Below are 21740 nucleotides of genomic sequence, written 5' to 3'. Positions count from 1 at the left end.
GGGGGGGGCGGAGGTGGGGTGTTGGGGGGTGGGGGGGGGCGGCGCGTGCCTGGGGCCCCCCCCCGCCTGCCTTCGTCGCCATGGGCCACCTTCTGTTCGACTCGGCGGCGGCGTTCCAAGAGGCGTTCAGGCCACAGCCGAGCAGATCTTGGGCGATATCCCGAACTACACGCCGACCCAACCGACGATTCAGATCAGTGACGTGAGGATGTAAGCCTGGGACCGAACCATTGGGCTATCTGGCCCTACGGCCGCGCCTGGTTGCTGTCGAATCAGGGAGTCCAATGCCTGCTACATGATGGTCTTGACCTGGAGGAGGAGCCGGTGACCCCCCGACGGCGGAGTTTCTACGGTTGGGGCTACGAGGACGACGCGGCATCGGCCCAGGAGATCAAGTCGTCCGAGCGGGGTTGGGCAGATCTGTTCGGGGTGGAGGATTTCACTCCGGTCCCGATGCCGACGCCGGAGGAGATCGACCTGCGCGCTTCCCGGGTCAAGATTCCGGTGGCGTTGCGCGCCTGCTGCACCGACGCGAAGTACCAGCGGCTGTTGCACAGCTACGGTCGCTCTGTGCACGACCTCGCACGGATGATCCATCGCCGCGACTTCACGAATCCGCCTGACGTCGTCGCCTACCCCCGCAGCGAGGAAGACATCCTTGCGGTGCTCGATTGGTGCGGGGACGAGGGGCTGGCGGCAATCCCCTACGGTGGCGGCTCGAGCGTGGTCGGGGGTGTGAACCCGCCCCGCGACGGGCATCGGCCCGGAAACGTGACGCTCGACCTGAAGCACCTGAACCGGGTGCTCGAGGTCGATCCGCTGTCGCAGGCCGCCCGGATACAGGCGGGTACGCTCGGCCCGGATCTGGAGAACCAGCTCAGGCCGACCGGATTGACCATGCGGTTCTTTCTGCAGGCATGGGAGTTCTCGTCGCTGGGCGGCTGGATCGCGACCCGCGCGGCCGGGCACTACGCGACGGCCTACACCCAGATCGATGACTACGTGCAGAGCCTGCGGGTCGTCACGCCGGCCGGAGTGCTCGCCTCCGGCCGCGTACCGACCTCGGGGGCGGGCCCGAACTCGGACCGGCTGTTCCTCGGGTCGGAGGGGGCCCTGGGCGTCGTCACCGAGGCGTGGGTCCGACTGCACCGCAGGCCGACCGAACGGGTGGCCACGACGGTCCGTTTCCGCGACTACGGGAAGGCCGTGAACGCGGTCCGTGTGATCTCCCAGTCGGGGCTCTTCCCTGCCAATGTGCGCCTGATCGAGCGTGAGGAGGTGAAGTTCACCGAGGCCGGGGACGGTGCGCACGACCTGCTGGTGCTGAGTTTCGAGTCGGCCGACCACCCACTCGGGCCCTGGATGGAGCGTGCGCTGGAGATCTGTCGCGACGACGGCGGCGAATGGGATGAGGAGACGCTGGCTCAGTCGGAGTCGCACAGGTCAGGCGCCGCCGGCAGATGGCGCGAGAAATTCTTGCGGGGCCCGTACCTGCGTGAACACGCGATCGCCCGCGGCGTGATGCGCGACACGGTGGAGAGCTGCGTGACCTGGGACCGGTACATGGAGCTCCGGGCGCGGGTGAAGGAAGCGACGCTGGCGGCGATCCGCGAGGTGACCGGGCGGGAGGGCCTGGTGACCGTCCGGTTCACGCATGTGTACCCGGACGGGCCGGCGCCCTACTTCACCTGGCATGCCCTGGGGGACAAGGCGAAGCTGATCGAGCAATTCTGGCTCATCAAGGCGGCGGCATCCGACGCGATGACCGCGGCCGGCGGCACGATCACCCATCATCACGCCCTGGGTCGCGATCACCGAAGGTGGTACGACCAGGAGCGACCCGAGCTGTTCGCGACCGTCCTGCGCGCGGCCAAGCGCGAGCTCGATCCGCGCGCCGTGCTGAATCCCGGGGTCCTTGTCGACCCGTGACGACTCCTTGGAGGAGAATTCTTCGCCGCAAGCGTCCCCTCACACCGCTGTTGCCACTGGAGAGGTGAAGACGGATGTCCGCACCTGCACAGACAGCGACCTGCGGATTATCGTCGACGGAGCCGGGACCGGATCGCCGCCGAGCGGGCAGGGTCCGGTCGGCGCCGACGCCTCTCCGCGGGTCCGCGTTCGGCCACATCCCGCGCGGACACGGCCGGCGCTCGACGACCATCGGCGACGCGCGCTCCGCGCAGTCGCTCGAACCCGACCGTGAGAGGAGAGATGGTGTCGTTCACCGTCAGGAAGGTCGTGACCGACCGGAACGCAGAGGGCCGGTCCGTGTTCGCCCAGGACTCGGCGACCGAGCCGGACACCGTGCTCGGGCTGGAGATCCACAATATCTGGGGCACCGGCGACGGCATTGCGGTCGTCGGTGCCGGGGACAACCCCGAGACCGTCCCGTTCCCGTTCTTCCCCGGTTCGGGCGGGACGCGGTTCATCGTCGTGCGCTTCCCGCCTGAGTCGGCGGAGCCGGCCGGCGGCGACCCGGAGGAGGCGGCGGCCGAGGCGGAGCGGCGCCAGCCAGGACTGATCGGGGTGTTCGAGCCCGACAATCCGGGCATGCACACCACGGACAGCGTCGATTACGGCGTCTGTGTGGAGGGCGAGATCTACCTGGAGCTCGACGACGGCGCCGAGGTCCACGTCACCCCAGGCACGTGCGTGGTGCAGCGGGGGACGCGGCACGCGTGGCACAACCGCAGCGACCGGCCGTGCACGATGGTCTACGTCCTGGTCGGCGCCGAGCGCAAGTCCGGCTGACGAGCAGCCCCCGCCCGCCGACACCGACACCCCGGCCGACAGCCAGGCGGTCGGGGTTTCGGCGTCCGGCGCCCGCACGGGTGCTGCGCACGCCGCCGGCACCGCGCGATCAACCAGGTCGGACCCGAAGACCTCGGCCAGCAGCCCGACGACCCGGACGCCGACCCCGACATTTCAGTACCGGGCGACGAGGTCGCCCAACTTGCCCCGATCGACGGCTTCTCGTCGAGCACGTCCGGATCGTCGCCGACGCTCTCCGGGCCATGGAGCACATCACCGGCTGCATGCCACAGGCCGAGCGCGCTCGTCCGGTGCCCGCAGCGGCGCCTGGTCCGGGGGCTCCTGATCGGCATTGCCGTACGGGCTGGTGACCCTGGTCCGCCTGGTGTCATCGACTGCCAGGCTCGCGATCGTGCTGCGCGGTCTGGGCAAGGCCATCTGCGGAGTCACCAGCACCTGCACCGGCTCTTCTGTGCGGCGAGCAGGTCGATCCCGACCGCGGCGTTTGCTTCCGCCCGGTCGGCACCCCGTCTCGGCGACAGTCTGCTTCACGCGTCGAGCTCCGGTTCGGCCGCTCGGAGCCGGCCAGCCGGCGCTGCCAGTAGGTCAACATCGTCGGATCGAACCCCTTCGACGTGACCGCGATCATGTTCTGGGTTCAGGCCCCCGCTGACCCTGGACCTCGCAACGCCTGACGCCTAGAGTCGAATCTCACATGTCTCCACTCTTGACAAGCGGTACGCGGCCCGGAACTCGTCTGGGCCCGCTGGGCAGCGGTGACAGTCAAGTAGAGCCCGTCGACCGCAAGACCCTCGCCGCCCTCTGTGCACGTCAACAAGTCAGTTCATCGGTGGAAAGGAGCGGCAGGTATGAACTTGCCGCAGTCGGAGACGGTGGAGCACGCCAAAACGGCTGACGAGCTCGAAGCGGTCATGAGCGACAGGGTCGAGGAGCTCGATGCACTCATAGTGGGTGCAGGATTCGCCGGCCTGTATCAGCTGGACCGGTTGCGCGATCTGGGGTTCTCGGTGCAGCTCTTCGAGGCCGGGAAGGACCTCGGTGGCATCTGGTACTGGAACTGCTACCCGGGGGCCCGAGTGGACAGCGACCACCTGGTGTACGAGTTCTTCCGCGAGGACCTGTGGTGGGACTGGTACTACAGTGAGCGGTTCCCGTCGTGGCAGGAGCTACGTAGATATTTCCATTACGTCGACCAGAAGCTCGACCTCAGCCGTGACATCCGCTTCAACACGCGGGTCACGGCCGCAGAGTTCGATGATGAGCGCAGGCAATGGATCGTTCACGCGGATAACGGCACCGTCGTCCGGGCGCGTTTTGTGGTCCTGTGCACGGGATTCGCTTCTTCGCCCTACATCCCGTCCTTCGAGGAAGGCGTGGAGAATTTCGCGGGCGAGTGGCACCATACAGGATTGTGGCCACAGGGGGGCCTCGACTTCACCGGGAAACGGGTGGGGGTCATCGGCACCGGTGCGAGCGGGGTACAGGTGATCCAGGAAGCCAGCCGGCAGGCGGCGCACCTCACGGTCTTCCAGCGTACTCCCGTCCTGGCGCTACCGATGCAACAACAACGGCTGACCAAGGAGATTGCGCACCAAATCAAGCAGAAGTACGCGACCGCGGTCAGCAGGCGTGGTGAGACGTTCGCCGGGTTCCACTACGACCTCATCGATAAGTCAGCGCTGGATGTATCACCCGAGGAACGGCAGGCGAAGTACGAGGAACTCTGGGAGTACGGAGGATTCGCTCCCTGGCTCGGCACCTATTACGACCTGTTCTTCAGCAAGGAGGCGAACGATCTCTTCTACGCCTTCTGGCGGGACAAGACACGAGCGCGAATCAATGATCCGGCTACTGCCGAGAAGTTGGCACCCACGGATCCACCTCATCCGTTCGGGGTCAAGCGACCTTCGCTCGAGCAGTTCTACTTCGAGTGCTTCAACCAGGACAACGTTGAACTCGTCGACCTTTGCGAGTCTCCGATCGAGAGGATCACGCCGACGGGCGTCAAGACGATGGACGGCGCCGAATACCCGGTAGACATCCTGGTGCTGGCTACGGGTTTTGATGCGGTCACCGGAGGGCTGACTCGCATCGATATTCGTGGCACGCAGGGGTTGACTCTGCGGGAGAAGTGGGCCGACGGTGTGAGAACGTACCTAGGCATGGGCACGGCGAACTACCCGAATATGTTCTTCGTGTACGGCCCGGAGAGCCCGACGGCATTCTGTAACGGGCCGACGTGTGCGGAGCTGCAGGGTGAGTGGATCGTCAAGTGCATGGAGTACATGCGGCAGCATGGTGTCACCCGCATCGAGGCAACGACTGAGGCGGAAAAGGCTTGGAGAAAGCAGATCGACGAGCTGACCAACGCGTCTCTGTTCCCATTGGCCGATTCGTGGTACATGGGCGCCAACATCCCAGGAAAGGTTCGCCAGCAGCTGAACTACCCAGGCGGGCTGCCACGATTCTTCCAGCAATGCAGTGAATCAGCGGAAAAGGGCTACGAAGGGTTCGTACTGAGCTGACGGTCACGTCTTTGGAGGTGGTGTTCGAGGCGTGATTCCCCGCTACGTCAAGCGCCGTCCGCCGGATTGTGCCGGTCGTCGGGGCCTCATCGCTGTCGGGGGCAGGTGTCCGGGACCGTGACCAGGCAGCCGGTCGAGCGCCTGGCCGTGGTCGGCCCTGTGGGTGTCGACCAGGTCGCGCGCGGCCGCGTCGGTCCTCGAGCGCGTTCTTGGGTCGCGCGCAGTGTGGCGTCCAGGGCGGCGATCCGGTCGCCGAGGTCGCCGAACTGGGCGGCGGCCTCGGCGAGCCCGTCGGCAAGCAACACGGTCCTCGAAGGAAGCCCGCCGGCCCTCGGCGCGGAGATGTCCGCGGGTTGCGGCGCGTCCAACTCGGCGCGCTGCTGCGCGCGGCCGGCTGTGGTGGCCCGTTCGAGCCTCAAGCGCGCCCACCTTCGCGGTCTTCTCCGGCTTGCTCCAGTACCCGGCCACGACCTGCGGCTCCTCGGTGGCCAGCTCACCGACTTCACCGGCGGGCAGGTCCTCGCCGTTCGTCGGCGTAGTCGAGCACGATGGCGGCGACTGAAGAACTGGACGATCCTCCGCACGCGGTGGTGTCCATGTCGACTGCCTGTCCACTTTGCCCGGGCAGGCATGGACGTAGTTCCTTTCAGCTCGCTACGAGCGCGTGCCCGCCGGGCGATGCGGTCGACGCTGGGGGCGGTGCTGGCGATGTCGCAGGCCGTCCGGACACCCGCTGCGGGCTGCGGAACTGGGCGACGATCACCGACGGATAGCGTCGCAGTGACGGCTCGGCGAGGGAGCGCATACCCCGCCCAGGGCGTTCGACGCCCCGGGCAGGACGAGCCACGGGATCAGCAGCGGCCAGGTGGGCGCGGCCAGCGCGATGCCGAGCACCGCCACGCAGCCGTGCACCAGCGAGGCGATCATGCCGACCCGCGACCCGTACCGCTGCGCCACCCGGCCGCCGAGCCCGGAGCACAGTGTGGCGGCGGCCCAGTAGTGGGCGACGACAATGCCGAGGAGCGCCGTCGTGAGCCCGATGTCCAACTCAATCTGCACTGCGAGACCGCTGACCAGGAACACCGGCACCGCGACGACGGTCGTCCCGACCGCCATCACCGTCGCGACCCGGCCGGGATGCCGTCCTCGGACTGCCGCGAGCGTGGTCACGAGGGGCCCGGCCGGGCCAGGCCCAGGTGCTCGCGCAGGGTGGTGCCCTCGTAGTTGGTGCGGGCCAGGCCGCGGCGGCGCAGCTCGGGGAGCAGCTCGTCGCACACCGAGTCCAGCCCCTCTGGGACCGTCACCGGGGTGAGGGCGAAGCCGTCGCAGGCCCGCGCCTCGAACCACTCCCCCATGAGGTCGGCGGCCTCGTCGACCGTGCCCGCCAGGTAGGGGTGCCCCAGCCCGCGGTCGATCAGCGCCAGGAACCGGCGCAGCGTGACCCCCTTCTGCACGAGGTCGTAGTGGTTGCGGTATCGGCTGCCGCCGACGAAGTCCGCGGGCATGTCCTCCGGCGCCCGCAGCCGGTCCGGCGGGAGCGGCGCGTCGAGGTCAGGTCGCTCAGGTCCGCCTGGACCTGGACCGCGGCGTCCTTGAGGGTGGACTCGATGTCGACGTAGCGGTCCAGCTCCGCCTCGAGCGCCTCCACGGCCGCGGCCGACCCCGCGGTCACCGGGGTGAAGCCGGGCAGCACCCGGACCGACTCCGGATCGCGGCCCGCGGCGGCGGCGCGCTCCTTGATCTCCCGGTAGTACTCGCGGGCCAGGTCCAGGTCGGTCTGCGCGGTGAAGACGACCTCGGCGTTGCGGGCGGCGAAGTCGATCCCGGTCGGCGACTGGCCGGCCTGCACGATCACCGGCCTGCCCTGCGGCGACCGGTGCTGGAACAGGTGACCCGCCGACCGGTAGAACCCGCCCTCGAACTTCACCGGGTGGACCTTCGCCGGGGCCGCCCACACCCCGGCCTCGCGGTCGGCTATCACCGCGTCGTCGTCGAAGACGTCCCACAGCTCGCCCGCCAGGTCCACGGCCTCCCGCAGCCGGGCGTAGCGCTCTGCCTTCGGCGGGTGCTCGCGGCCGTCGTCAAGGCGCCGCTGCTCGAGGCGCTGCGCTCCGCCCCGCTGGCCGTCCTGCGCGTCGTCGCCTACACCGACGCTCTCTCAAAACCGTGGCGCACGTCGTGATGGTCTACGTGAGCGTCCTGTTGATCCAACAGCTCGCCTACGACAAGAACACCGTCTACTGGCTCACCGCGGTCGTCATGGCCCTGGGCGCGCTGAGCACACCGCTGTTCGGGGCGTGGAGCGACCGGGTCGGCCGTCGGACGCTGATGATCGGCGCCGCGGCAGGGACGATCGTGCTCTTCATCCCGCTGTTCTACGTGTTGACCACGGCGACCAACCTCATCCTGACCGGCGTCGTGTTCGTCGGATTGGTGGTGCTCGGACAGTCCTTCTCCCCCGGCTACACCGTGTTCGTCGAGTCGTTCCCCCACCCGGATCCGGTACATAAAGGTGCCCCGCACGCGGCACGCTACGCTCGGCGTGTCGTGACTCAACTCCCCTCACGTCCGCCGCACGCTGAAGCGCGATCGGCGGAGGTGGTGTCACAACTGGTGTCATGACACCGGCGTGTCGTGACAGGACTGAGCAGCTCTGCCGTGCTGAACTGGGTGGGCGCGGCAGGGATCGAACCTGCGACCGCTCGGGTGTAGAGCGCGGGGCGCTCCCCTCTCGAACCTTCTACCAGCGACAAGGCTGGCGCGAACTCCCTCTCCAGCCCCTTCCGCAGCGCCTTTCAGCGCGATTTCGTGTCATGAGTGATGTCACGAGCGCGGAGTTCTGAACTCAGAGCACCTCGAGGGGCATCGGGCGCCGGGGCGGCGGGAACACCCCGTCGAGGGCGGCGAGGTCCTCGGTGGTGAGCCGGATGTCCAGGGCGGCGGCGTTCTCCCGCACGTGCTCGGGATTGCCCGAGCGCGGGATCGTGGTGACCCCGTCGTTGCGCAGGACCCAGGCGAGGGCGATCTGCGCGGACGTCGCGTCGTGCCGGCGGGCGATCGCGGCCAGGGTGGGCTCGTGGAGGAGGCGGCCCTGCTCCACCGGCGAGTAGGCCATCACCGGCAGGCGGTTGCGGCGCAGCCAGGGGATCAGGTCGTACTCCGGGCCGCGGCGGGTGAGGTTGTAGAGGATCTGGTCCGTGGAGACGGTGGCCCCGCCCGCCTCGTTCACCAGCTCGGTCATGTCGTCGATGTCGAAGTTGCTCACCCCCCAGTAGCGGATCGCCCCCGCGTCGATCAGCTCGGCGAACCCGGCGAGGGTCTCGGCGAGCGGGACGGTACTTCGCCAGTGCAGCAGGTAGAGGTCGATCCGGTCGGTGCCGAGCCGGGCGAGGCTCTGCCGGCACGCCCGGATCGTCCCCGCCGCGGTGGCGTGGTTCGGCAGCACCTTGTCGACGAGGAACACCTCGTCGCGCCGGCCCGCGAGCGCTTCGCCGACCAGGATCTCCGACGCGCCCTGCCCGTACATCTCGGCGGTGTCGACCACGGTGAGGCCCAGGTCCAGGCCGGTGCGCAGGGCTGCGATCTCCGCGGCCCGCGTCGCCGGGTTCTCCCCGAGGTACCAGGTGCCCTGGCCCAGCGCGCCGATGCGCTCGCCGGACGGCAGCGCCACCCTGCCGATACCCGTGCTCGCGGTCATCTCCACCTCCGGCCGGCGCCGGCGCCATGGTTCTGCGCCATGGTTCTGCGCCCGCTGCCGGTAGGTCACCCATCCTGGTCCAGGCCCCGGACACCCGCCTCCACCTCGCGAGGCCCACCTGGTGACGTGGCTTTGCTCCGGTGGGCCGAGGCATGCGGGCCGGCGTCGTCGGACCATCGTTGCGCGGCCCGCGCCCCGCACCGCGCCCCGGGCTCCGCGGCCGCGGGAGCGATGACCTCATGAGTACCGGCCCCCACGGCACGCGAACCGACGGCGACCCGCCGGTGGCGTCCCGGAGCCGGCCGCACCAGCACGGGCCCGAGGTGTTCGGGCGGGGGCGGGCGAGCGTAGTAGGTGGCTTCGGCCTCGTCCGGGGGGTGCTTGGTGGGAACTGCGGCGCCATCCGGATCATCGGCTACTCGACCACCGCCGGGTTCGTCATCACGGTCATCGCGACCGGTCGAGCCCACGCCGGGGTGACGGCGTGGAAGAGCAGCGGGGCGGATCTTCGGGACTACGAGGGAACGGCAGACGGGCCCTCGGCCACGCACAGGAAAAGATCAAGATGAGTAACTGTGCCCGGACCCTGCTCGGCTCCGCAGCCCCGCGATGCTCCTCGGGTAAGTGCGGCGTCGCCGACTCGGTATCGGGCCGAGCGCAGCGACCTCATCGCGGCCGCGGTGCCGGGAGTTCGGGCAGGTGCCAGGTGCCATACCCGGCTGCGCGCATCTGACGCAAGGACGACTACGCCCATGCTCGCCCGCCGCAAGGCCGCTGGCGACGGTGGGATGGAAGCCCTCCGGATCCTCAAGCGTCGACTCTCCGACGTCATCTACCGGCGTTACGGGCAGACGCCCAGGTCAGTCCCGCCCGGATCGCTGCTTGATGCGATGAAAAGGCGGGGCCTCCGCCCTTCGTGGTCCCGAGCGGATGCTCGGGAGTGCTGTCCAAGGACACGTTGAGGGAGGCCCCTGTGAACGGAGAGTACGACGGTCGCCAGCACGTGGGTATCGATCTGCACCGGCGCCGCAGTGTGATTGTGCGGATGACCACCGACGGCGAGCAGCTGAGCTGGGTCCGCATGGACAACGACCCGGTCGCGCTGGGCTTGGAGCTTGCCAAGGCCGGCCCCGACCCGGAGGTGGTGCTGGAGGCGACATACGGGTGGTACTGGTGACAGGCTCGCCAGCGCGAGATATACCACGAGTGCGCCAAGGACGATCTCCCACACCGGGATTTCGAGGGCGAACACCTGCGCCATCGACCTTCCTCCTTTGCTCAGTGGGAGCTGCCGACAGGCCCGATCTCGGGTCGCCGCCAGAGCTCCCATCCGGTCTGGACCACGCAGACGGCGGTCAGTGCCGCGAGCGCGGCTAGCGCGGGAGCGAACATGCCGAGCGGGATGACCGCGGCCGCGGCCAGCGCAGCGAGCACCCGGTCGGTGGCCAGCTGGTGGTGGTCCCGCCAGCGGTAGCCGACATCGGCGGCGAAGAACAGCGCAACCCCGCCGGCCAGGGCCAGCGCAGGCAGCAGCTGCAGGGGCCCGTCCACCCCGGCAACCGCCTCGTGCACCCCAAGCGCGAAGAACACGACCCCGGCCACCAGCGGCAGGTGCAGGTAGCTGTAGGAGTCACGCGCCAACCGCACCCGATCCTGGCCCTCGGTGCCCCGCAACCGGCGCTCTGCACCGGCGCGAATGTAGCCGAAGTAGGACCACCACAACCCGGCCGCGATCAACACCGCGAGCACGACCCCGACGAGCACCCCGGGCCGGGCCAGGTTCTGCTCGGCCCCGGCACCGACCTCCACGATCGCCTCACCCAACGCGATGATGACGACCAGACCGTGCCGTTCGACGAAGTATGACGGCGCGACCCGCCAACCGTCTGTGCCGACGAGGAGCGGCCCGGAGAAGTCGATCACGGCAGCTGCCATCCACAGCAGCTCCCGGACCGGCGACTCGAGGAACGCCGCGGCCACGACGAGCGTCGGCCCGGTGAGCAGGGTGGGGACCAGCCGCAACGCTGCGGCGCCCACGGCGGCCTCGCCGCGCACGTCGAGAACCAGTAGCACGACGTGGATCAGGCGGACGGCCAGGAACGCGAGCCCGAAGACCAGCGCGCGGGCGCCGAACGCCTGCGGCAGCGCGACAGCGGCGACCAGCATCGCCGCCATCGCCAGGAAGATCAGCACCCGAGGAAGCGGCCCCGCGTGGGCCGAGGTGTTGGTCAACCAGGCGTAACAGACCCACGCCCACCACACCGCGGCCAGCCCGAGCAGCCCATGACCGAAACCCACCCAGGAGATGTCGGCCCGGATCAGGACCGTGACCTGGGCCATCGCGTAGACGAAGACCAGGTCGAAGAACAGCTCCAGGGTGCCGACCGACTGGTTCTGCACCTCGTCCGGCGCCTGCTCGTCGGACGACGGTGTTGCCCGTTCCTCGCTCATTTCGCCGGGATTCCCCCGCGGTGCCCGGATAGCTAATCCGCTGGAGGCTGTGAGCACGTTGCCGGGCTTCACATCGCGGTGCACGACACCTGCCAGATTCGCGCAGACGGCCGACTACACGGGCCGGCGCACCCGTTCAACACGCGCTCGCAGGCTCCCTTCGGGGGCAGTCCACTCGATCTCCTCCCCCGGCCGGGCCCCGAGCAGTGCCCGTCCGAGAGGGCTCTCCGGCGTGACCGCCGGGACGTCCTCGTCGGGAAACCGGGTGACCTGCACGGTCTCCCGGGATCCGTCCGGGTAGCGGAGCGTCACCACGCTGTACAAGCCGACCCGCTCGGACAGGTCCCCGTCCGGCCGACCCGTCTTCGAGAGGTAGTGCACGAGATCGCGAATGCGCCGCTCGATCCAGTCGATCTCGTCACGGAGCTCGGTGATAGAGCCGTGCTCGCCGAAGTCGTGTGGCTGGTGGTCGTCGGCCACGAGGCTCTCCTGGAGCTCGCGACGGCGGGTCCGCAGCAGCTTCAGTTCCTCGAGAAGGGCGTGACGCTCATCGTGCGCGGTCATTGTCATATCCCACGCTGGCACGCGGCAGCGCGGGCCGGGCCCGGCCCACGAGGGCGGACTCGGACCGTGCGTTCCTCCCGGGAGGGCCAGGACGGCTGGCCGCGACCGGAGGAGAGTGCGGCGGAGACGTGAGGTGCAGAGGTCGATGCCCCGTGACCGGTGAGGGAGGTCCGTGGCTCGGCGGCGGAGGCCTGGTCCTGCTCCTCGGCGGGCTCCTCACCTGGACGGGAGCGCTGTCGCGGCTGGGCAATCTGCCCGGCGATGTCAAGATCAGCAGCGGCAGCACCCGGATCTCCATCCCGGCCAGACGACCTGCGTGCCCAGCGGCAGGGCAGGCCTGCCAAGGCCGCTACCTGTGGCTCCGACCTGGCGGCGTTGCCGGTCGGGCGTGCCGTGGGTCGCCGGAGATTGGCTGCTCGACGCGCCCAGCGGCCACCCGCCCGTACCGCTCGTCATCGCGGCGCATCGGGCGCGCATCCGGCACCTCAGCCCACGTTCGCCTGCCGGTGTCGACCTGTCGGGACGATCGAGCGATCTCTACCTCCTGCACGGGCACGGCCGGGTCACGCTCGACGGAACCGTCGCGGGCTTCGCCGACCTGCAGGCTGCAGGGCTGATCCGCTACTAGGGGTGAGCAACCTCGACGTCGACGACCTGATCGAGTTGACCGCCGTGCTGGGCGGGGACCAGGCGCAGACCGACCAGGTCCCCTACAACCTCGTCCGTCGCGGACCGGAGTACACCCTGCTGCCGTGGCTCTCCGCCCACGGCATTCCGGTGATGGCGTACTCGCCGATCGAGCACGATCTGCCACGGGCCGTCGACGCTGCTCGAGGCGGGCGCCGTCACCGGGCACCGGCTCACGTCCTGGCCGAGCCTGCAGACCGGATCTACGCAACGCGGGCGCAGAGTGGTTTGACGAGGAGGCGCGGTCGCCACCGTCGGTCCCGTTAGCCCCGGCTTCCCCACCGGTCGCGGCGGAGTGTGGGCGGCGGCTGCGCCGTCGGGCCGAGTCCGATCCGTCGATTTCAGCCCGTCGGACCGGGGATCCACGCGGTTGACACGGCCGAGACTGGAGTCCCTGACGTCACCGGGAGGGCTCATGACCACGACCTCGAAGCTCGCGGCCCCTTCGCAACCCTGGCTGCACCAGCACGGCCACGAACTGCAGGCCTTCGGCACGGTCCGGCACTTCCCCATTGCCTTGCCCGCCGCGACTCGGCTGTACTCGTGCCAGCGCCTCAACCGGCTCCTGGCCGACACGCAAGTGCTCTACGCGCTGTACAAGAAGCATCACTGGCTCGTGCGGGGCGCCACGTTCTACGCCCTGCACCTGCTGCTGGACAAGCACGCCGCCGAGCAGCTCGGGATCATCGACACGCTCGCCGAGCGCGTGCAGACGCTCGGCGGCGTCGCCGTGGGCGATCCGCGGCACGCCGCCGAGATCACCTCGATCCCGCGCTCACCCGACGGTGTCGAAGCCGTACCCGACATGCTCTCCCGGCTCCTGGAGGCCCACGAGATCATTCTCGCCGAGGCGCACGATGCGGCGGGGCGGGTCGACCAGGAGGGCGACGACGGCACGAATGACCTGATCGTCTCGGAGGTCATCCGGACCGGGGAGATGCAGGCGTGGTTCCTCGCCGAGCATCTGGTCGACACCCCCCTGGTCCGGTCCGACGACAGGGGCTGACCTGTGGTCGATTTGGGTAGGCCGGACCGCTGGCGCTTCTGCAGGTCCGGTGACCTGCACCGCAGGCTGGCCGCGCGCGGCCTGACTCTGGAGGTGAGTCCGGCGGCCCTGGTGCACATCGCCCGAGCGGGATACGACCCCGTGTACGGGGCCCGGCCGCTGCGCCGCTACATCGCCCACGTGGCGGAGACCAGGATCGCCAGGGCGCTACTGCGCGACGCGGTGCCGGACGGCGGGACGGCCTCGCCGAGGTCCCGGGCGTCGTTCCCGGTGCTGGTGGATTTCTGGGCGACCTGGTGCGGTCCGTGCCGCCTGGTCAGCCCCGCGCTGGAACAGCTGGCCACCGAACGGGCTGGCGTGATCACAATCGTCAAGGTCGACGTCGATCGGACACCCGCGCTCGGCCAGCGGTTCCGAATCCCGGCCGTGCCCACACTGCTGGTGCTGCGCGGCGGGGAAGTCGCCGCCCGGCAGGCGGGGGCCGGCCCCGTGGCGGAGTTACGGCGCCGGCTGGACGACGCCCTCGCCGAACCGAAACCCTCCGAAGAGAAGGAGCCGTCATGAAGGGGCACGACCTCGCCTGGCAGCTGCCGTTGCGGCTGACCGCAGGCACGTACATCCTGGACTCGGGCCTGCACAAGCGGGATCCCGACGAGGAGACGGCGAAGTACCTGCACGGTTTCGCCAGCGGGGCCTACCCGTTCCTGGACGCCGTCGAGCCGGTCACCTTCGCCAAGTCGCTGGCTGCGGCCGAAGTGCTGATCGGGGCCGCGCTGGTCATTCCGCTCGTCCCGGCGCGACTGGCAGGCCTCGGGCTGCTCGGGTTCGGAGCCGGGCTGCTCGGCCTGTACGCGCGGACCCCGGGGATGCGCAGGCCCGGCACGCTCTTGCCCACGCAGGACGGCATCGCGCTGGCCAAGGACTCCTGGCTGGTCGGCATCGGTGCGGCGCTGGCACTGGGAGACCGCCGGTGACCGCCCCCCACCCGGTGGTCACCGATCCGCACGTGGCGTGGATCCGGGACGTCACCCCGCGCACCCCCGGTTGCGAGGAGTGCCTGCGCATGGGCACCCCGTGGCTGCACCTGCGGCTGTGCCTGACCTGCGGGCACGTCGGGTGCTGTGACTCCTCCCCAATGCGGCACGCCCGAGCGCACGCAGGCGTGATCGGCCATCCGATCGTCCGCTCGCTGGAACGCGGCGAGAACTGGCGGTGGTGCTACGTGGACGAGGCGTTCGTATGACGCAGGAGTCCGTTGGTGTCGCCCCCGATGTCGAGGAGCTGCTGGCCACGGCACCATCCGGCGAGACACCCGACCTGTCCGGCGCCTACCCTCGGCTGAGCGAGGAACAGATCCGGATCTTGAGCGGCTACGGCTCGCGGCGGCCGACCTCGCGCAGCGAGTTGCTGATCACCGAGGGCCGCCCCGACGAGGCGTCCATCGTCGCGCTAGCGGATCCGTGCACCGGCTGGCTGGCAGGCACCTCGCGCTCGACCCCGGCTCCTCCATGCGCACCGGCCAGGACGCGGCCCTGGCCGCCGGGCGCGACGACGCCGATCGGGAACCGCGGCGGACGCCCGCGCTGCTGGAGACGACTATCCCGGGTGTGTTCGCGGCAGGCGACGTTCGCAGCGGATCGATCAAGCGGGGTGACGTCCGCGGTCGGCGAAGGAGCGATGGCGGTCCGCCCGGTGCACGAGCACCTGGCGCAGGTGGGATAGCGAGGAGGCGTGGGGATGGCAGGCCCGTCGAGCGTTCCGGTGTTCGAGCGGTTCTTCCGCTCGGTGGCGCAGCTCAAGGTGGACAAGAGCGACGTGAAGCGGTTCCGCGAGTTCGTCGACCAGATGGTCGACGACATCGCCATCGCGGGCCGGAACTCCGCCAGGTGGAACGATCGGGACGTCATCGCTCCGATGGACCTGCCGATCACGAAGGGGCTTCAGGAGCGGATGCGCGAATTCAACAAGCTGGACGAGGCGGTCGACATCCGCGCCGTCCTGGCAGAGGCCGTGCGCCGACCGCCTGCCGACATGACCTTCTCCGAGGAGACCGAGGAGATGCTGCCGGAGCTGTTCGGCGGCCTGAGCATCGCCTTCGCCCGGGCCTTCCGCGCCGTTGACCCCGAGGTCGTCAACCCGTCCACGGAACACTGGGACCGCGTCACCGACCTCTTACGGCAGGTGTACTGATGACCACTCCCCGGTTCGCCGACGTCCATGTGACCGACGTCGGCCGGGTGGACGCCCAGCTCCCGCAGACACTGCACCTCGATCACGTCCCGACAGCGCCGTTCGCGTTCCATACCCACCGGGTCACCCGTGGCCCGCTGGCCGTCGAGGAGACCCGCGGCACCGACGGAATCCACCTGCGGCTGCCCGATCGGCCGAGCTACCAGGTCGGGCTGCCGCTGCGCGGGCCGCTGCACGCCGACCACCGCGGCAAGGAGCTGGACCTGGGTCCGGGCCGTGCCGCCGTCTTCTCCCCGTGGCCGGAGACCACGGTGGTCACCGGCGACCGCTTCGACGTGCTGCTGGTCGACGTCGGGTCGGCCGCGTTGGAGGACATGCTGGAGGCGTTGCTCGGCCGGACCGTGCCCCGCCCCCTGCGACTGCTCACCTCGATGACCGTGAGCTCCGCGGCAGGCCGGACGTGGGCGGGCACGGTGCGGCTGGTTGCCGACGCCACCACCGACACATCCTCGGTGTTGGACAACCCGATGAGCGCCGAGCCGCTGCAGGACGCTCTGCTGGTTCGGCTGCTGCTCGCGGCCGACCATCCGCACCGCGACGCGCTCGACGAACGCGTACCCACGTGGGGTCCCCGGGCCGTGCGCCGATGTGTCGACTACATCGAGGCCCATCCGGAGCGCCCCCTGACGCTGACAGGCCTCGCCGAGGATGCCGGGCTGAGCGTCCGAGCCCTCGAAGGTTGTTGGCTGCGGCATCGGGAGGTGCGCCCCGGGCACGACGTCGGCCGGGTCCGGCTCGGGCGGGCACACCGTGACCTGCAGTTCTACCGGCCTGGAGAGACCACGGTGACCGCGGTCGCGAGATCGTGGGGATTCCGGCCGCAGCCGTTCGTGGCGGCCTACGGCGCGCGTTTCGGCTGCTCCCCGGGGCAGACGCTGCGTGGTCCCGCCTTCGCCTGACGATCAGGCCCGGTCCTGCTCGGGACGGGCCTGAAGCAACGGGGCGTCGGCCCGCTCGGGGCGGTCCTCCCACCGGCTGCGCAGCTGGCCGCCGTCGGGCACCGGGACCAAGCGGCGACGCCGCGGCCTGGCGGGCGCAATCGCGGCCGTGAATCGGCCTGGATCTGGCGGAGGCGCTGATCTGGCAAGGAGACTGGTGAGGTGCCTGCCCCGAGGAAGTACGACCCGGAGACGATGGACCGGGCGGTGCGGATGTATCAGGACCGGCTGGCCGAGTACGGCGAGTCGAAGCTGACCGCCCGCAAGGTTGTCGGCGAGTTGCTGGGGATCAACCCCGCGACGCTGCGGAACTGGGTGGAGCGCGAAGAGATCGACAGCGGCGTCCGCCCGGGCACCACCAGCGACGAGGCTGCGGAGCTGGTCCGGCTGCGCACGGAGAACGCCGAGCTGCGCCGGGCCGACCGAGATCCTCAAGACCGCGTCCGCGTTTTTCGCCCAGGCGGAGCTCGACCGCCGACTGCGGTGATCGTCGATCACATCGATGCCCACCGGGGCCGCTTCTCCGGTCGAGCCGATCTGCCGGGTGTTGTCCACGCACGGCACGCAGATCGCCCCGAGCACCTACTACGCGACGGCGCAGGCGCGAGTGTCGACACGCGTCCTGGCCGACGCGTACACGGCGAACGCCCTGGTCGACCTGCATCGCGCCAACCGTGGTGTACGGCCGCCGCAAGCTCTGGCACGCCGCCCGCCGCGCCGGACTGCGGATCGGTCGCGACCGGGTGGCCCGGCTGATGCGGCTGGCCGGGCTGGGCGCAGCGGTGCGCGGCACGCACACCACGATCACTACTTGTCGGGCGACCGAGACCGGCGAGCGGCACCCGGACCTGCTACAGCGGGCCTGGTCGGCGCCGACACGGCCGGACCGGTGGTGGGTGGCCGACTTCTCCTACGCGTGGACGTTGGCCGGGTTCTGCTACGTCGCGCTGCTCACCGACGTCTACTCCCGGCGCATCCTCGGCTGGCGGGTGACCACGACGAAGACGACGCCGCTGGTGCTGTCCGTGCTCGAGCAGGCCCTGTGCACCCGCAGACGGGCCAATGCCGAGTTCACCGCGACCGGGCTCGTGCATCACTCGGACGCCGGGTCGCAATACACGTCGCTGGCGTTCACCGAGGCCCTGCGCGAGGCCGGGATCGTCGGGTCGATCGGGACCGTGGGCGACGCGCTGGACAATGCGCTGATGGAGTCGACCATCGGGCTGTTCAAGACCGAGCTCATCGAGCGTCACCCCCGCTCGTGGAGCGGGCGGGCCGAGGTGGAGAAGGCGACCGCGGAGTGGGTGCACTGGTACAACACCGCCCGGCTGCACTCCGCGCTCGACTACATCCCGCCCATGGAGTTCGAACAGCGCTACCGTGACCAACACGAGGCTGCCTCGACACCCGAGGTGGCCTGAACCCCGCCTCCGACGGTCCCGGGCCGGTTCAGTCGGTCGCGGCGAGCTGACAGACAAGGCGTGGGCTCGGATCGAGCCGCTGCTGCCCGCGGTGGCCGAAAACGGTCGCCGCTGGCGCGACCACCGCCAGGTGATCAACGCGATCCTGTGGAAGCTGCGCACCGGAGCGCCGGCGACACCTGCCCGAACGCTACGGGCCCTGGAAGACCGCCCACGAGCGGCTGCGCCGGTGGACCGCAGACGGAACCTGGGACCGGATCCTCGACCAAGCCGTGACCAAGGACGACTCCGTCGGCGCGGTCGAGTGGACGATCAGCGTCGACTCCACCCATGTCCGGGCTCACCAGCATGCCGCCGGGGGCCCGGAAAAAGGGGGCTGCACCAGCTCCTGGATCGAAGACCTCGCCATCGAGGGCGAAGCCCTCGGCAGATCCGGAGGCGGGCTGACCAGCAAGATCCACCTCGCCGTCGACGGCCGCGGGCTGCCGATGTCGGTCCCTGCTGACTCCCGGGCCAGGTCGGGCACAATCCACAACTGTTACCGCTGCTCGACGAGATCTCCGTGCGCCGCGACGGGCCCGGCCGCCCGCGTAAACGCCCGGACCGGGTCGTGGCGGACAAGGCCTACTCCCACCCCTCCACGCGGGCGGCGATGCGCCGCCGCTGGATCGGGTTCACCAGCCCCGAACGCGACGACCAGATCGCCCGCCGCCACGCCAAAAGCGCCCGCGGCGGACGCCCACCCGCCTTCGATCCGGCCATCTATGCAGGTCGCAACGTCGTCGAGCGCTGCTTCAACCGGCTCGAACAGTTCCGCGACCTGGCTTCCCGCTACGCCAAACGCGCCGCCTACTTTCGCGCCGAGATCACCATCTCCGCCACGATCCTCTGGCTCCGCCAGGACTTACAGAACACGCCCTAGTCCGAGAGGAGATCGCGGAACTCACTCGGCAGTTGAGTCAAGGCCTTGTCGAGCACATCCGTCGGCATCGCCTCGCGCATTGTGGCGAGCACAGCCGCGAAACCGGCATGCACCTCGTCGCGGCGCAACCCGGTGCGTTCGCTGATCTGCTCCTCGGCATCGGGCAACCCGGAACGCTGTGACGGCTTTCTCCGGGCTCCCCGAACCTCATCACCCAGGTTGTCCGGGAGGTGCAACACCAGCTCCCGGACCGTGCCCTCGCTCAGCCGCTGCGCCAGTGCTTGCAGCGTTGCCCTGGTGAGGTCGGCGGCCTCCTCGCGTGACAGGCCCGAGCGTCCGGCCACGGACCTGAAGAACTCCCGCTCGTCCATCTCAGCCCTCTGGTCGCGTCAGCCTGGGCTACCAGTCCGTTGCGCAGGCTCAGCCTGCGGCACGGACAGGGTCGCCTGCCCGGCGTTGCGGAACTGGAACGTCATGGGCGTGGCCAGACCGGGCCGCAGAACGTGGGCGGTGACGACGACGAACTGCAGCTTGCCTGCGACCAGCGGACTCTGGGACGCCGAAGGATCGGTATCGCTGACGACGTTCTCGTGCGGAGGGATTCGCACAGTTCGCGACACCTGCACCCGACCGGCCATCGGGCTCGTCACCGCCACGAGCTCGTCGGCTTCGTCACCAGAGTTGATGATCGTCGCCAGCACGGGAACGCTCGAGCCGACGGTGTAGCTGCCGCCGGGTTCGGAGAAGACGGCATCAGGACGTCGCGCAGTGCGATGTCATCTCCAGCGTCGCCGGACGCGCCGTCGGCCGCTGCCTGTTGGGTTGCCGTCTGGGCCATCTGACCTGCGCCGCAGCCGGTCAGCGCGAGACCCACGACGAGGCACACCGTGACCTGACCTGCGACCACAGGCGCGGTCCGCTCACTCGGTCGTGGGTCTCGACCGGACCAGCGGCGGAGCATCCGGCGTGGGTCGAGCACGAACCTTCTCGGTGCGCCCGCGTCGGACTCCCGGAAGCCCTGCGGAGCGCCTTCGAGCGAGCTCATCGGCGCGTTGACACTTGTGCGCCATGCGGACCCGATCGTGCAGGATTGCCGCCCACAGCACTCGGTTGTGCTGCCGTCACACCGTCGCCGTGATCCATATCGCGATTGTGCGCTGGCGGCGACACACCGGATACGGCCTCTTGGGTCGGGCTGATGGGCACGCCTTTCGCCTCGCAGGTGAGTCATCGCGCGGCCGCCGGAACGGGCCCGTGGCAGGGGCGCTGCCCGCGTGGCTACTGATCGCGCTGTGCGGGCGACGTGTCCGCGACAGTCGGATGATTGCCCGATGCTTCTTCCCCCGCTTCTCGTCGAGCTCGTCCCAGGGCGGGCAGTGCGGCATCCGCGGTGGGTCCGGTGCACCCGTTGTCGGTCGCGACCGTCACGGAGACGATCACACGCTTGAAGGCGCGGGAGGACGGTGTCACTTCGGTCAGCCGGTCCGGGGTGCGCCCAGCAACGGGCGGTACTGGTCCGGCAGCTGCACGCTGAGGTCGAAGAACTCGTCGCCGACGATCGAGCGCAGCACCGCGAACACCGCCGGAATGCGGCGTGCGGCCTCGTCCAGCGACAGCCCGGCTCGCCCGGCGACCCGGCGCACGAACTCGTCCGGTCCCATTCGGCGGGACAGGCCGTCGGCATCGCGGCCGCGGTGCAGCGGTGGGTGCAGGGCCACGGGCAGGCGTGCCGCGAGGTCGTCGGAGTCGCCGCCGGCGATGCGCTCGGCGAGGGTTTCGAGCACCGCCTCGATCAACGTCCGTGCGGCGTCGTGGTCGCCGCCGCCTTCCGCGGCCACCGCGTCGACGACGGCCTCGACGCACGGCACGGACGTCGCCGCATCTAACAGCGCGGCGTAATGCCTTCCGAGCTGGGCGCGGATGTCGGCGTACTCGTTGGGGCCGATCGCCTGACGCAACGCGGTGAACACGGCCCGGGCGTGCCGCTCGGCGGTGAGCGGGTCGGTGCCCTCCCGCTCGGCGACGCGGCGCAAGAACTCCTCCGGTAGGAAGCGCTCCGGGCTGCCCGGTGACCAGGCGTACGCCTGCAGCTCCTCCGGGAGACGCCGCAGCACATCGGCGGCCTCGCCGCGGGTCAGATGCTGTCCCAGCACCGTGAGGACGATCTGGGACGCGCGCTCGGCGGTGTCCCGGTCGGTGTGGGCGATCTGGGCGACCATAGCCAGGAACTGCTCGTGGTCCATGCGGCTCCTCTTCTCGGTCAGCGCCTGCCGGTGATCCAGTCCCAGGCCCGGAGCAGCCCGGGCTCGAGCGGGATCTCGATGCCGCCCGGGTGATCGTCCGGGCGCGAAGGAAGGGTTCGCTGGGCTCGTGCAAGTCGTCGACATCGGCCGCCAGCAGCACGGTGAGAGCCCGGAAATCTGGCCGCGATCGGCGTACAGGTGCCGTCCGGGGAGCGGGTGGGTATGCACGACGATGCCGTAGAACAAGTCGAGGTCGACGTCGGC

Annotated in this window: 22 protein-coding genes, 5 pseudogenes and 1 other annotated feature; of the genes and pseudogenes, 18 read left to right on the top strand and 9 right to left on the bottom strand. The window is 69.8% G+C overall.

Annotated elements, in window-relative coordinates; genetic code table 11:
- The first annotated feature begins 324 nt into the window (after positions 1-324).
- The 3 genes from AB0B41_RS02055 (at position 325) to AB0B41_RS02045 (ending at position 5297) form a co-directional block, all read left to right on the top strand.
- On the top strand, positions 325-1929 hold the full coding sequence (locus tag AB0B41_RS02055; protein ID WP_358197905.1) for an FAD-binding oxidoreductase: 1605 nt from the start codon (positions 325-327) through the stop codon (positions 1927-1929).
- A 309-nt stretch (positions 1930-2238) separates the two neighbouring features.
- Positions 2239-2751 carry a cupin domain-containing protein gene (locus AB0B41_RS02050; RefSeq protein WP_358197903.1) on the top strand — a complete coding sequence of 171 codons (513 nt, stop codon included), beginning with the start codon at positions 2239-2241 and terminating at the stop codon, positions 2749-2751.
- A gap of 869 nt (positions 2752-3620) precedes the next feature.
- The gene (locus AB0B41_RS02045) at positions 3621-5297 is read left to right on the top strand and encodes an NAD(P)/FAD-dependent oxidoreductase (protein ID WP_358197901.1); all 1677 of its coding nucleotides are present in this window, start codon (positions 3621-3623) and stop codon (positions 5295-5297) included.
- A 759-nt stretch (positions 5298-6056) separates the two neighbouring features.
- On the opposite strand, the gene AB0B41_RS02040 is transcribed toward AB0B41_RS02045, so the two are convergent.
- The 3 genes from AB0B41_RS02040 to AB0B41_RS02030 form a co-directional block, all read right to left on the bottom strand.
- A complete protein-coding gene (locus tag AB0B41_RS02040; protein ID WP_358197899.1) occupies positions 6057-6386 on the bottom strand; it encodes a hypothetical protein in 330 nt (109 codons plus the stop codon).
- A gap of 77 nt (positions 6387-6463) precedes the next feature.
- Positions 6464-6751, bottom strand: a complete 288-nt coding sequence (locus AB0B41_RS02035) for a hypothetical protein (protein WP_358197897.1) — start codon at positions 6749-6751, stop codon at positions 6464-6466.
- Complete coding sequence (locus AB0B41_RS02030; protein WP_358197895.1) at positions 6712-7323, bottom strand: LLM class flavin-dependent oxidoreductase; 612 nt, start codon at positions 7321-7323, stop codon at positions 6712-6714. The genes AB0B41_RS02035 and AB0B41_RS02030 overlap by 40 nt, the downstream gene beginning before the upstream one ends.
- 140 nt (positions 7324-7463) lie before the next feature.
- Between AB0B41_RS02030 and AB0B41_RS02025 the strand changes: the two genes are divergently transcribed.
- On the top strand, positions 7464-7919 hold the full coding sequence (locus AB0B41_RS02025) for an MFS transporter (protein WP_358197893.1): 456 nt from the start codon (positions 7464-7466) through the stop codon (positions 7917-7919).
- 223 nt (positions 7920-8142) lie between these two features.
- On the opposite strand, the gene AB0B41_RS02020 is transcribed toward AB0B41_RS02025, so the two are convergent.
- Complete coding sequence (locus tag AB0B41_RS02020) at positions 8143-8994, bottom strand: aldo/keto reductase (RefSeq protein WP_358197891.1); 852 nt, start codon at positions 8992-8994, stop codon at positions 8143-8145.
- A gap of 239 nt (positions 8995-9233) precedes the next feature.
- On the opposite strand from AB0B41_RS02020, the gene AB0B41_RS02015 reads away from it, so the two are divergent.
- A complete protein-coding gene (locus tag AB0B41_RS02015; protein ID WP_358197889.1) occupies positions 9234-9563 on the top strand; it encodes a hypothetical protein in 330 nt (109 codons plus the stop codon).
- Between the two features lie 404 nt (positions 9564-9967).
- A complete protein-coding gene (locus AB0B41_RS02010) occupies positions 9968-10171 on the top strand; it encodes a hypothetical protein (RefSeq protein WP_358197887.1) in 204 nt (67 codons plus the stop codon).
- 101 nt (positions 10172-10272) lie between these two features.
- Here AB0B41_RS02010 and AB0B41_RS02005 read toward each other — a convergent pair whose 3' ends face one another.
- Together AB0B41_RS02005 and AB0B41_RS02000 are read right to left on the bottom strand one after the other, a co-directional pair.
- Entirely contained in the window at positions 10273-11445 is a 1173-nt protein-coding gene (locus AB0B41_RS02005; protein WP_358197885.1) for a low temperature requirement protein A, read from the bottom strand.
- A 114-nt stretch (positions 11446-11559) separates the two neighbouring features.
- A complete protein-coding gene (locus tag AB0B41_RS02000) occupies positions 11560-12009 on the bottom strand; it encodes a GreA/GreB family elongation factor (protein ID WP_358197883.1) in 450 nt (149 codons plus the stop codon).
- Here AB0B41_RS02000 and AB0B41_RS01995 point away from each other — a divergent pair.
- The 12 genes and pseudogenes from AB0B41_RS01995 to AB0B41_RS01940 all read left to right on the top strand — a co-directional run.
- Positions 11904-12299 (top strand): annotated as a pseudogene (locus AB0B41_RS01995) (DUF2905 family protein); the annotation flags it as partial. The gene AB0B41_RS02000 and the pseudogene AB0B41_RS01995 overlap by 106 nt on opposite strands.
- A gap of 98 nt (positions 12300-12397) precedes the next feature.
- Positions 12398-12637, top strand: a complete 240-nt coding sequence (locus tag AB0B41_RS01990) for a hypothetical protein (protein ID WP_358198195.1) — start codon at positions 12398-12400, stop codon at positions 12635-12637.
- A 171-nt stretch (positions 12638-12808) separates the two neighbouring features.
- Positions 12809-12935, top strand: a pseudogene (locus AB0B41_RS01985) (DJ-1/PfpI family protein); the annotation flags it as partial.
- A 176-nt stretch (positions 12936-13111) separates the two neighbouring features.
- Positions 13112-13702, top strand: coding sequence for a DNA starvation/stationary phase protection protein (locus tag AB0B41_RS01980; RefSeq protein WP_358197881.1), 591 nt, complete (start codon positions 13112-13114; stop codon positions 13700-13702).
- A gap of 3 nt (positions 13703-13705) precedes the next feature.
- Positions 13706-14266, top strand: coding sequence for a thioredoxin domain-containing protein (locus tag AB0B41_RS01975; RefSeq protein ID WP_358197879.1), 561 nt, complete (start codon positions 13706-13708; stop codon positions 14264-14266).
- Positions 14263-14676, top strand: coding sequence for a hypothetical protein (locus tag AB0B41_RS01970; RefSeq protein ID WP_358197877.1), 414 nt, complete (start codon positions 14263-14265; stop codon positions 14674-14676). Before AB0B41_RS01975 ends, AB0B41_RS01970 begins: the two co-directional genes overlap by 4 nt.
- Positions 14673-14945, top strand: a complete 273-nt coding sequence (locus AB0B41_RS01965; RefSeq protein WP_358197875.1) for a UBP-type zinc finger domain-containing protein — start codon at positions 14673-14675, stop codon at positions 14943-14945. Before AB0B41_RS01970 ends, AB0B41_RS01965 begins: the two co-directional genes overlap by 4 nt.
- A 328-nt stretch (positions 14946-15273) precedes the next feature.
- Positions 15274-15424: pseudogene (locus tag AB0B41_RS01960) on the top strand (pyridine nucleotide-disulfide oxidoreductase); the annotation flags it as partial.
- A 15-nt stretch (positions 15425-15439) separates the two neighbouring features.
- A complete protein-coding gene (locus AB0B41_RS01955; protein ID WP_358197873.1) occupies positions 15440-15892 on the top strand; it encodes a DUF1931 family protein in 453 nt (150 codons plus the stop codon).
- Complete coding sequence (locus AB0B41_RS01950; protein ID WP_358197871.1) at positions 15892-16851, top strand: AraC family transcriptional regulator; 960 nt, start codon at positions 15892-15894, stop codon at positions 16849-16851. The genes AB0B41_RS01955 and AB0B41_RS01950 overlap by 1 nt, the downstream gene beginning before the upstream one ends.
- 201 nt (positions 16852-17052) lie before the next feature.
- Positions 17053-18311 (top strand): annotated as a pseudogene (locus tag AB0B41_RS01945) (IS3 family transposase).
- Positions 17335-17467: a sequence feature (AL1L pseudoknot), on the top strand. It overlaps the preceding pseudogene by 133 nt.
- Positions 18286-19233, top strand: a pseudogene (locus AB0B41_RS01940) (IS5 family transposase). Before AB0B41_RS01945 ends, AB0B41_RS01940 begins: the two co-directional pseudogenes overlap by 26 nt.
- On the opposite strand, the gene AB0B41_RS01935 reads toward AB0B41_RS01940, so the two are convergent.
- The 3 genes from AB0B41_RS01935 to AB0B41_RS01925 form a co-directional block, all read right to left on the bottom strand.
- Positions 19230-19604, bottom strand: coding sequence for a DUF2267 domain-containing protein (locus AB0B41_RS01935; protein WP_358197869.1), 375 nt, complete (start codon positions 19602-19604; stop codon positions 19230-19232). The pseudogene AB0B41_RS01940 and the gene AB0B41_RS01935 overlap by 4 nt on opposite strands.
- 18 nt (positions 19605-19622) lie before the next feature.
- Positions 19623-19934, bottom strand: coding sequence for a hypothetical protein (locus tag AB0B41_RS01930; RefSeq protein WP_358197867.1), 312 nt, complete (start codon positions 19932-19934; stop codon positions 19623-19625).
- Between the two features lie 774 nt (positions 19935-20708).
- Complete coding sequence (locus AB0B41_RS01925; RefSeq protein ID WP_358197865.1) at positions 20709-21476, bottom strand: DUF2267 domain-containing protein; 768 nt, start codon at positions 21474-21476, stop codon at positions 20709-20711.
- Between the last annotated feature and the right edge of the window lie 264 nt (positions 21477-21740).

This window comes from Pseudonocardia sp. NPDC049154, from assembly GCF_040648315.1.
Lineage (GTDB): Bacteria > Actinomycetota > Actinomycetes > Mycobacteriales > Pseudonocardiaceae > Pseudonocardia.
Note: the sequence above shows the minus strand (reverse complement) of the source record. Positions and strands in the feature narration are given on the sequence as shown.

Excerpts from the sequence above, each read along its gene's own strand:
- AB0B41_RS02045 (WP_358197901.1), top strand. The coding sequence starts at position 3,621 with ATGAACTTGCCGCAGTCGGAGACGGTGGAGCACGCCAAAACGGCTGAC.
- AB0B41_RS02020 (WP_358197891.1), bottom strand. The coding sequence starts at position 8,994 with ATGACCGCGAGCACGGGTATCGGCAGGGTGGCGCTGCCGTCCGGCGAG.
- AB0B41_RS02015 (WP_358197889.1), top strand. The coding sequence starts at position 9,234 with ATGAGTACCGGCCCCCACGGCACGCGAACCGACGGCGACCCGCCGGTG.
- AB0B41_RS02005 (WP_358197885.1), bottom strand. The coding sequence starts at position 11,445 with ATGAGCGAGGAACGGGCAACACCGTCGTCCGACGAGCAGGCGCCGGAC.
- AB0B41_RS02000 (WP_358197883.1), bottom strand. The coding sequence starts at position 12,009 with ATGACCGCGCACGATGAGCGTCACGCCCTTCTCGAGGAACTGAAGCTG.
- AB0B41_RS01980 (WP_358197881.1), top strand. The coding sequence starts at position 13,112 with ATGACCACGACCTCGAAGCTCGCGGCCCCTTCGCAACCCTGGCTGCAC.
- AB0B41_RS01970 (WP_358197877.1), top strand. The coding sequence starts at position 14,263 with ATGAAGGGGCACGACCTCGCCTGGCAGCTGCCGTTGCGGCTGACCGCA.
- AB0B41_RS01955 (WP_358197873.1), top strand. The coding sequence starts at position 15,440 with ATGGCAGGCCCGTCGAGCGTTCCGGTGTTCGAGCGGTTCTTCCGCTCG.
- AB0B41_RS01950 (WP_358197871.1), top strand. The coding sequence starts at position 15,892 with ATGACCACTCCCCGGTTCGCCGACGTCCATGTGACCGACGTCGGCCGG.
- AB0B41_RS01935 (WP_358197869.1), bottom strand. The coding sequence starts at position 19,604 with ATGGACGAGCGGGAGTTCTTCAGGTCCGTGGCCGGACGCTCGGGCCTG.
- AB0B41_RS01925 (WP_358197865.1), bottom strand. The coding sequence starts at position 21,476 with ATGGACCACGAGCAGTTCCTGGCTATGGTCGCCCAGATCGCCCACACC.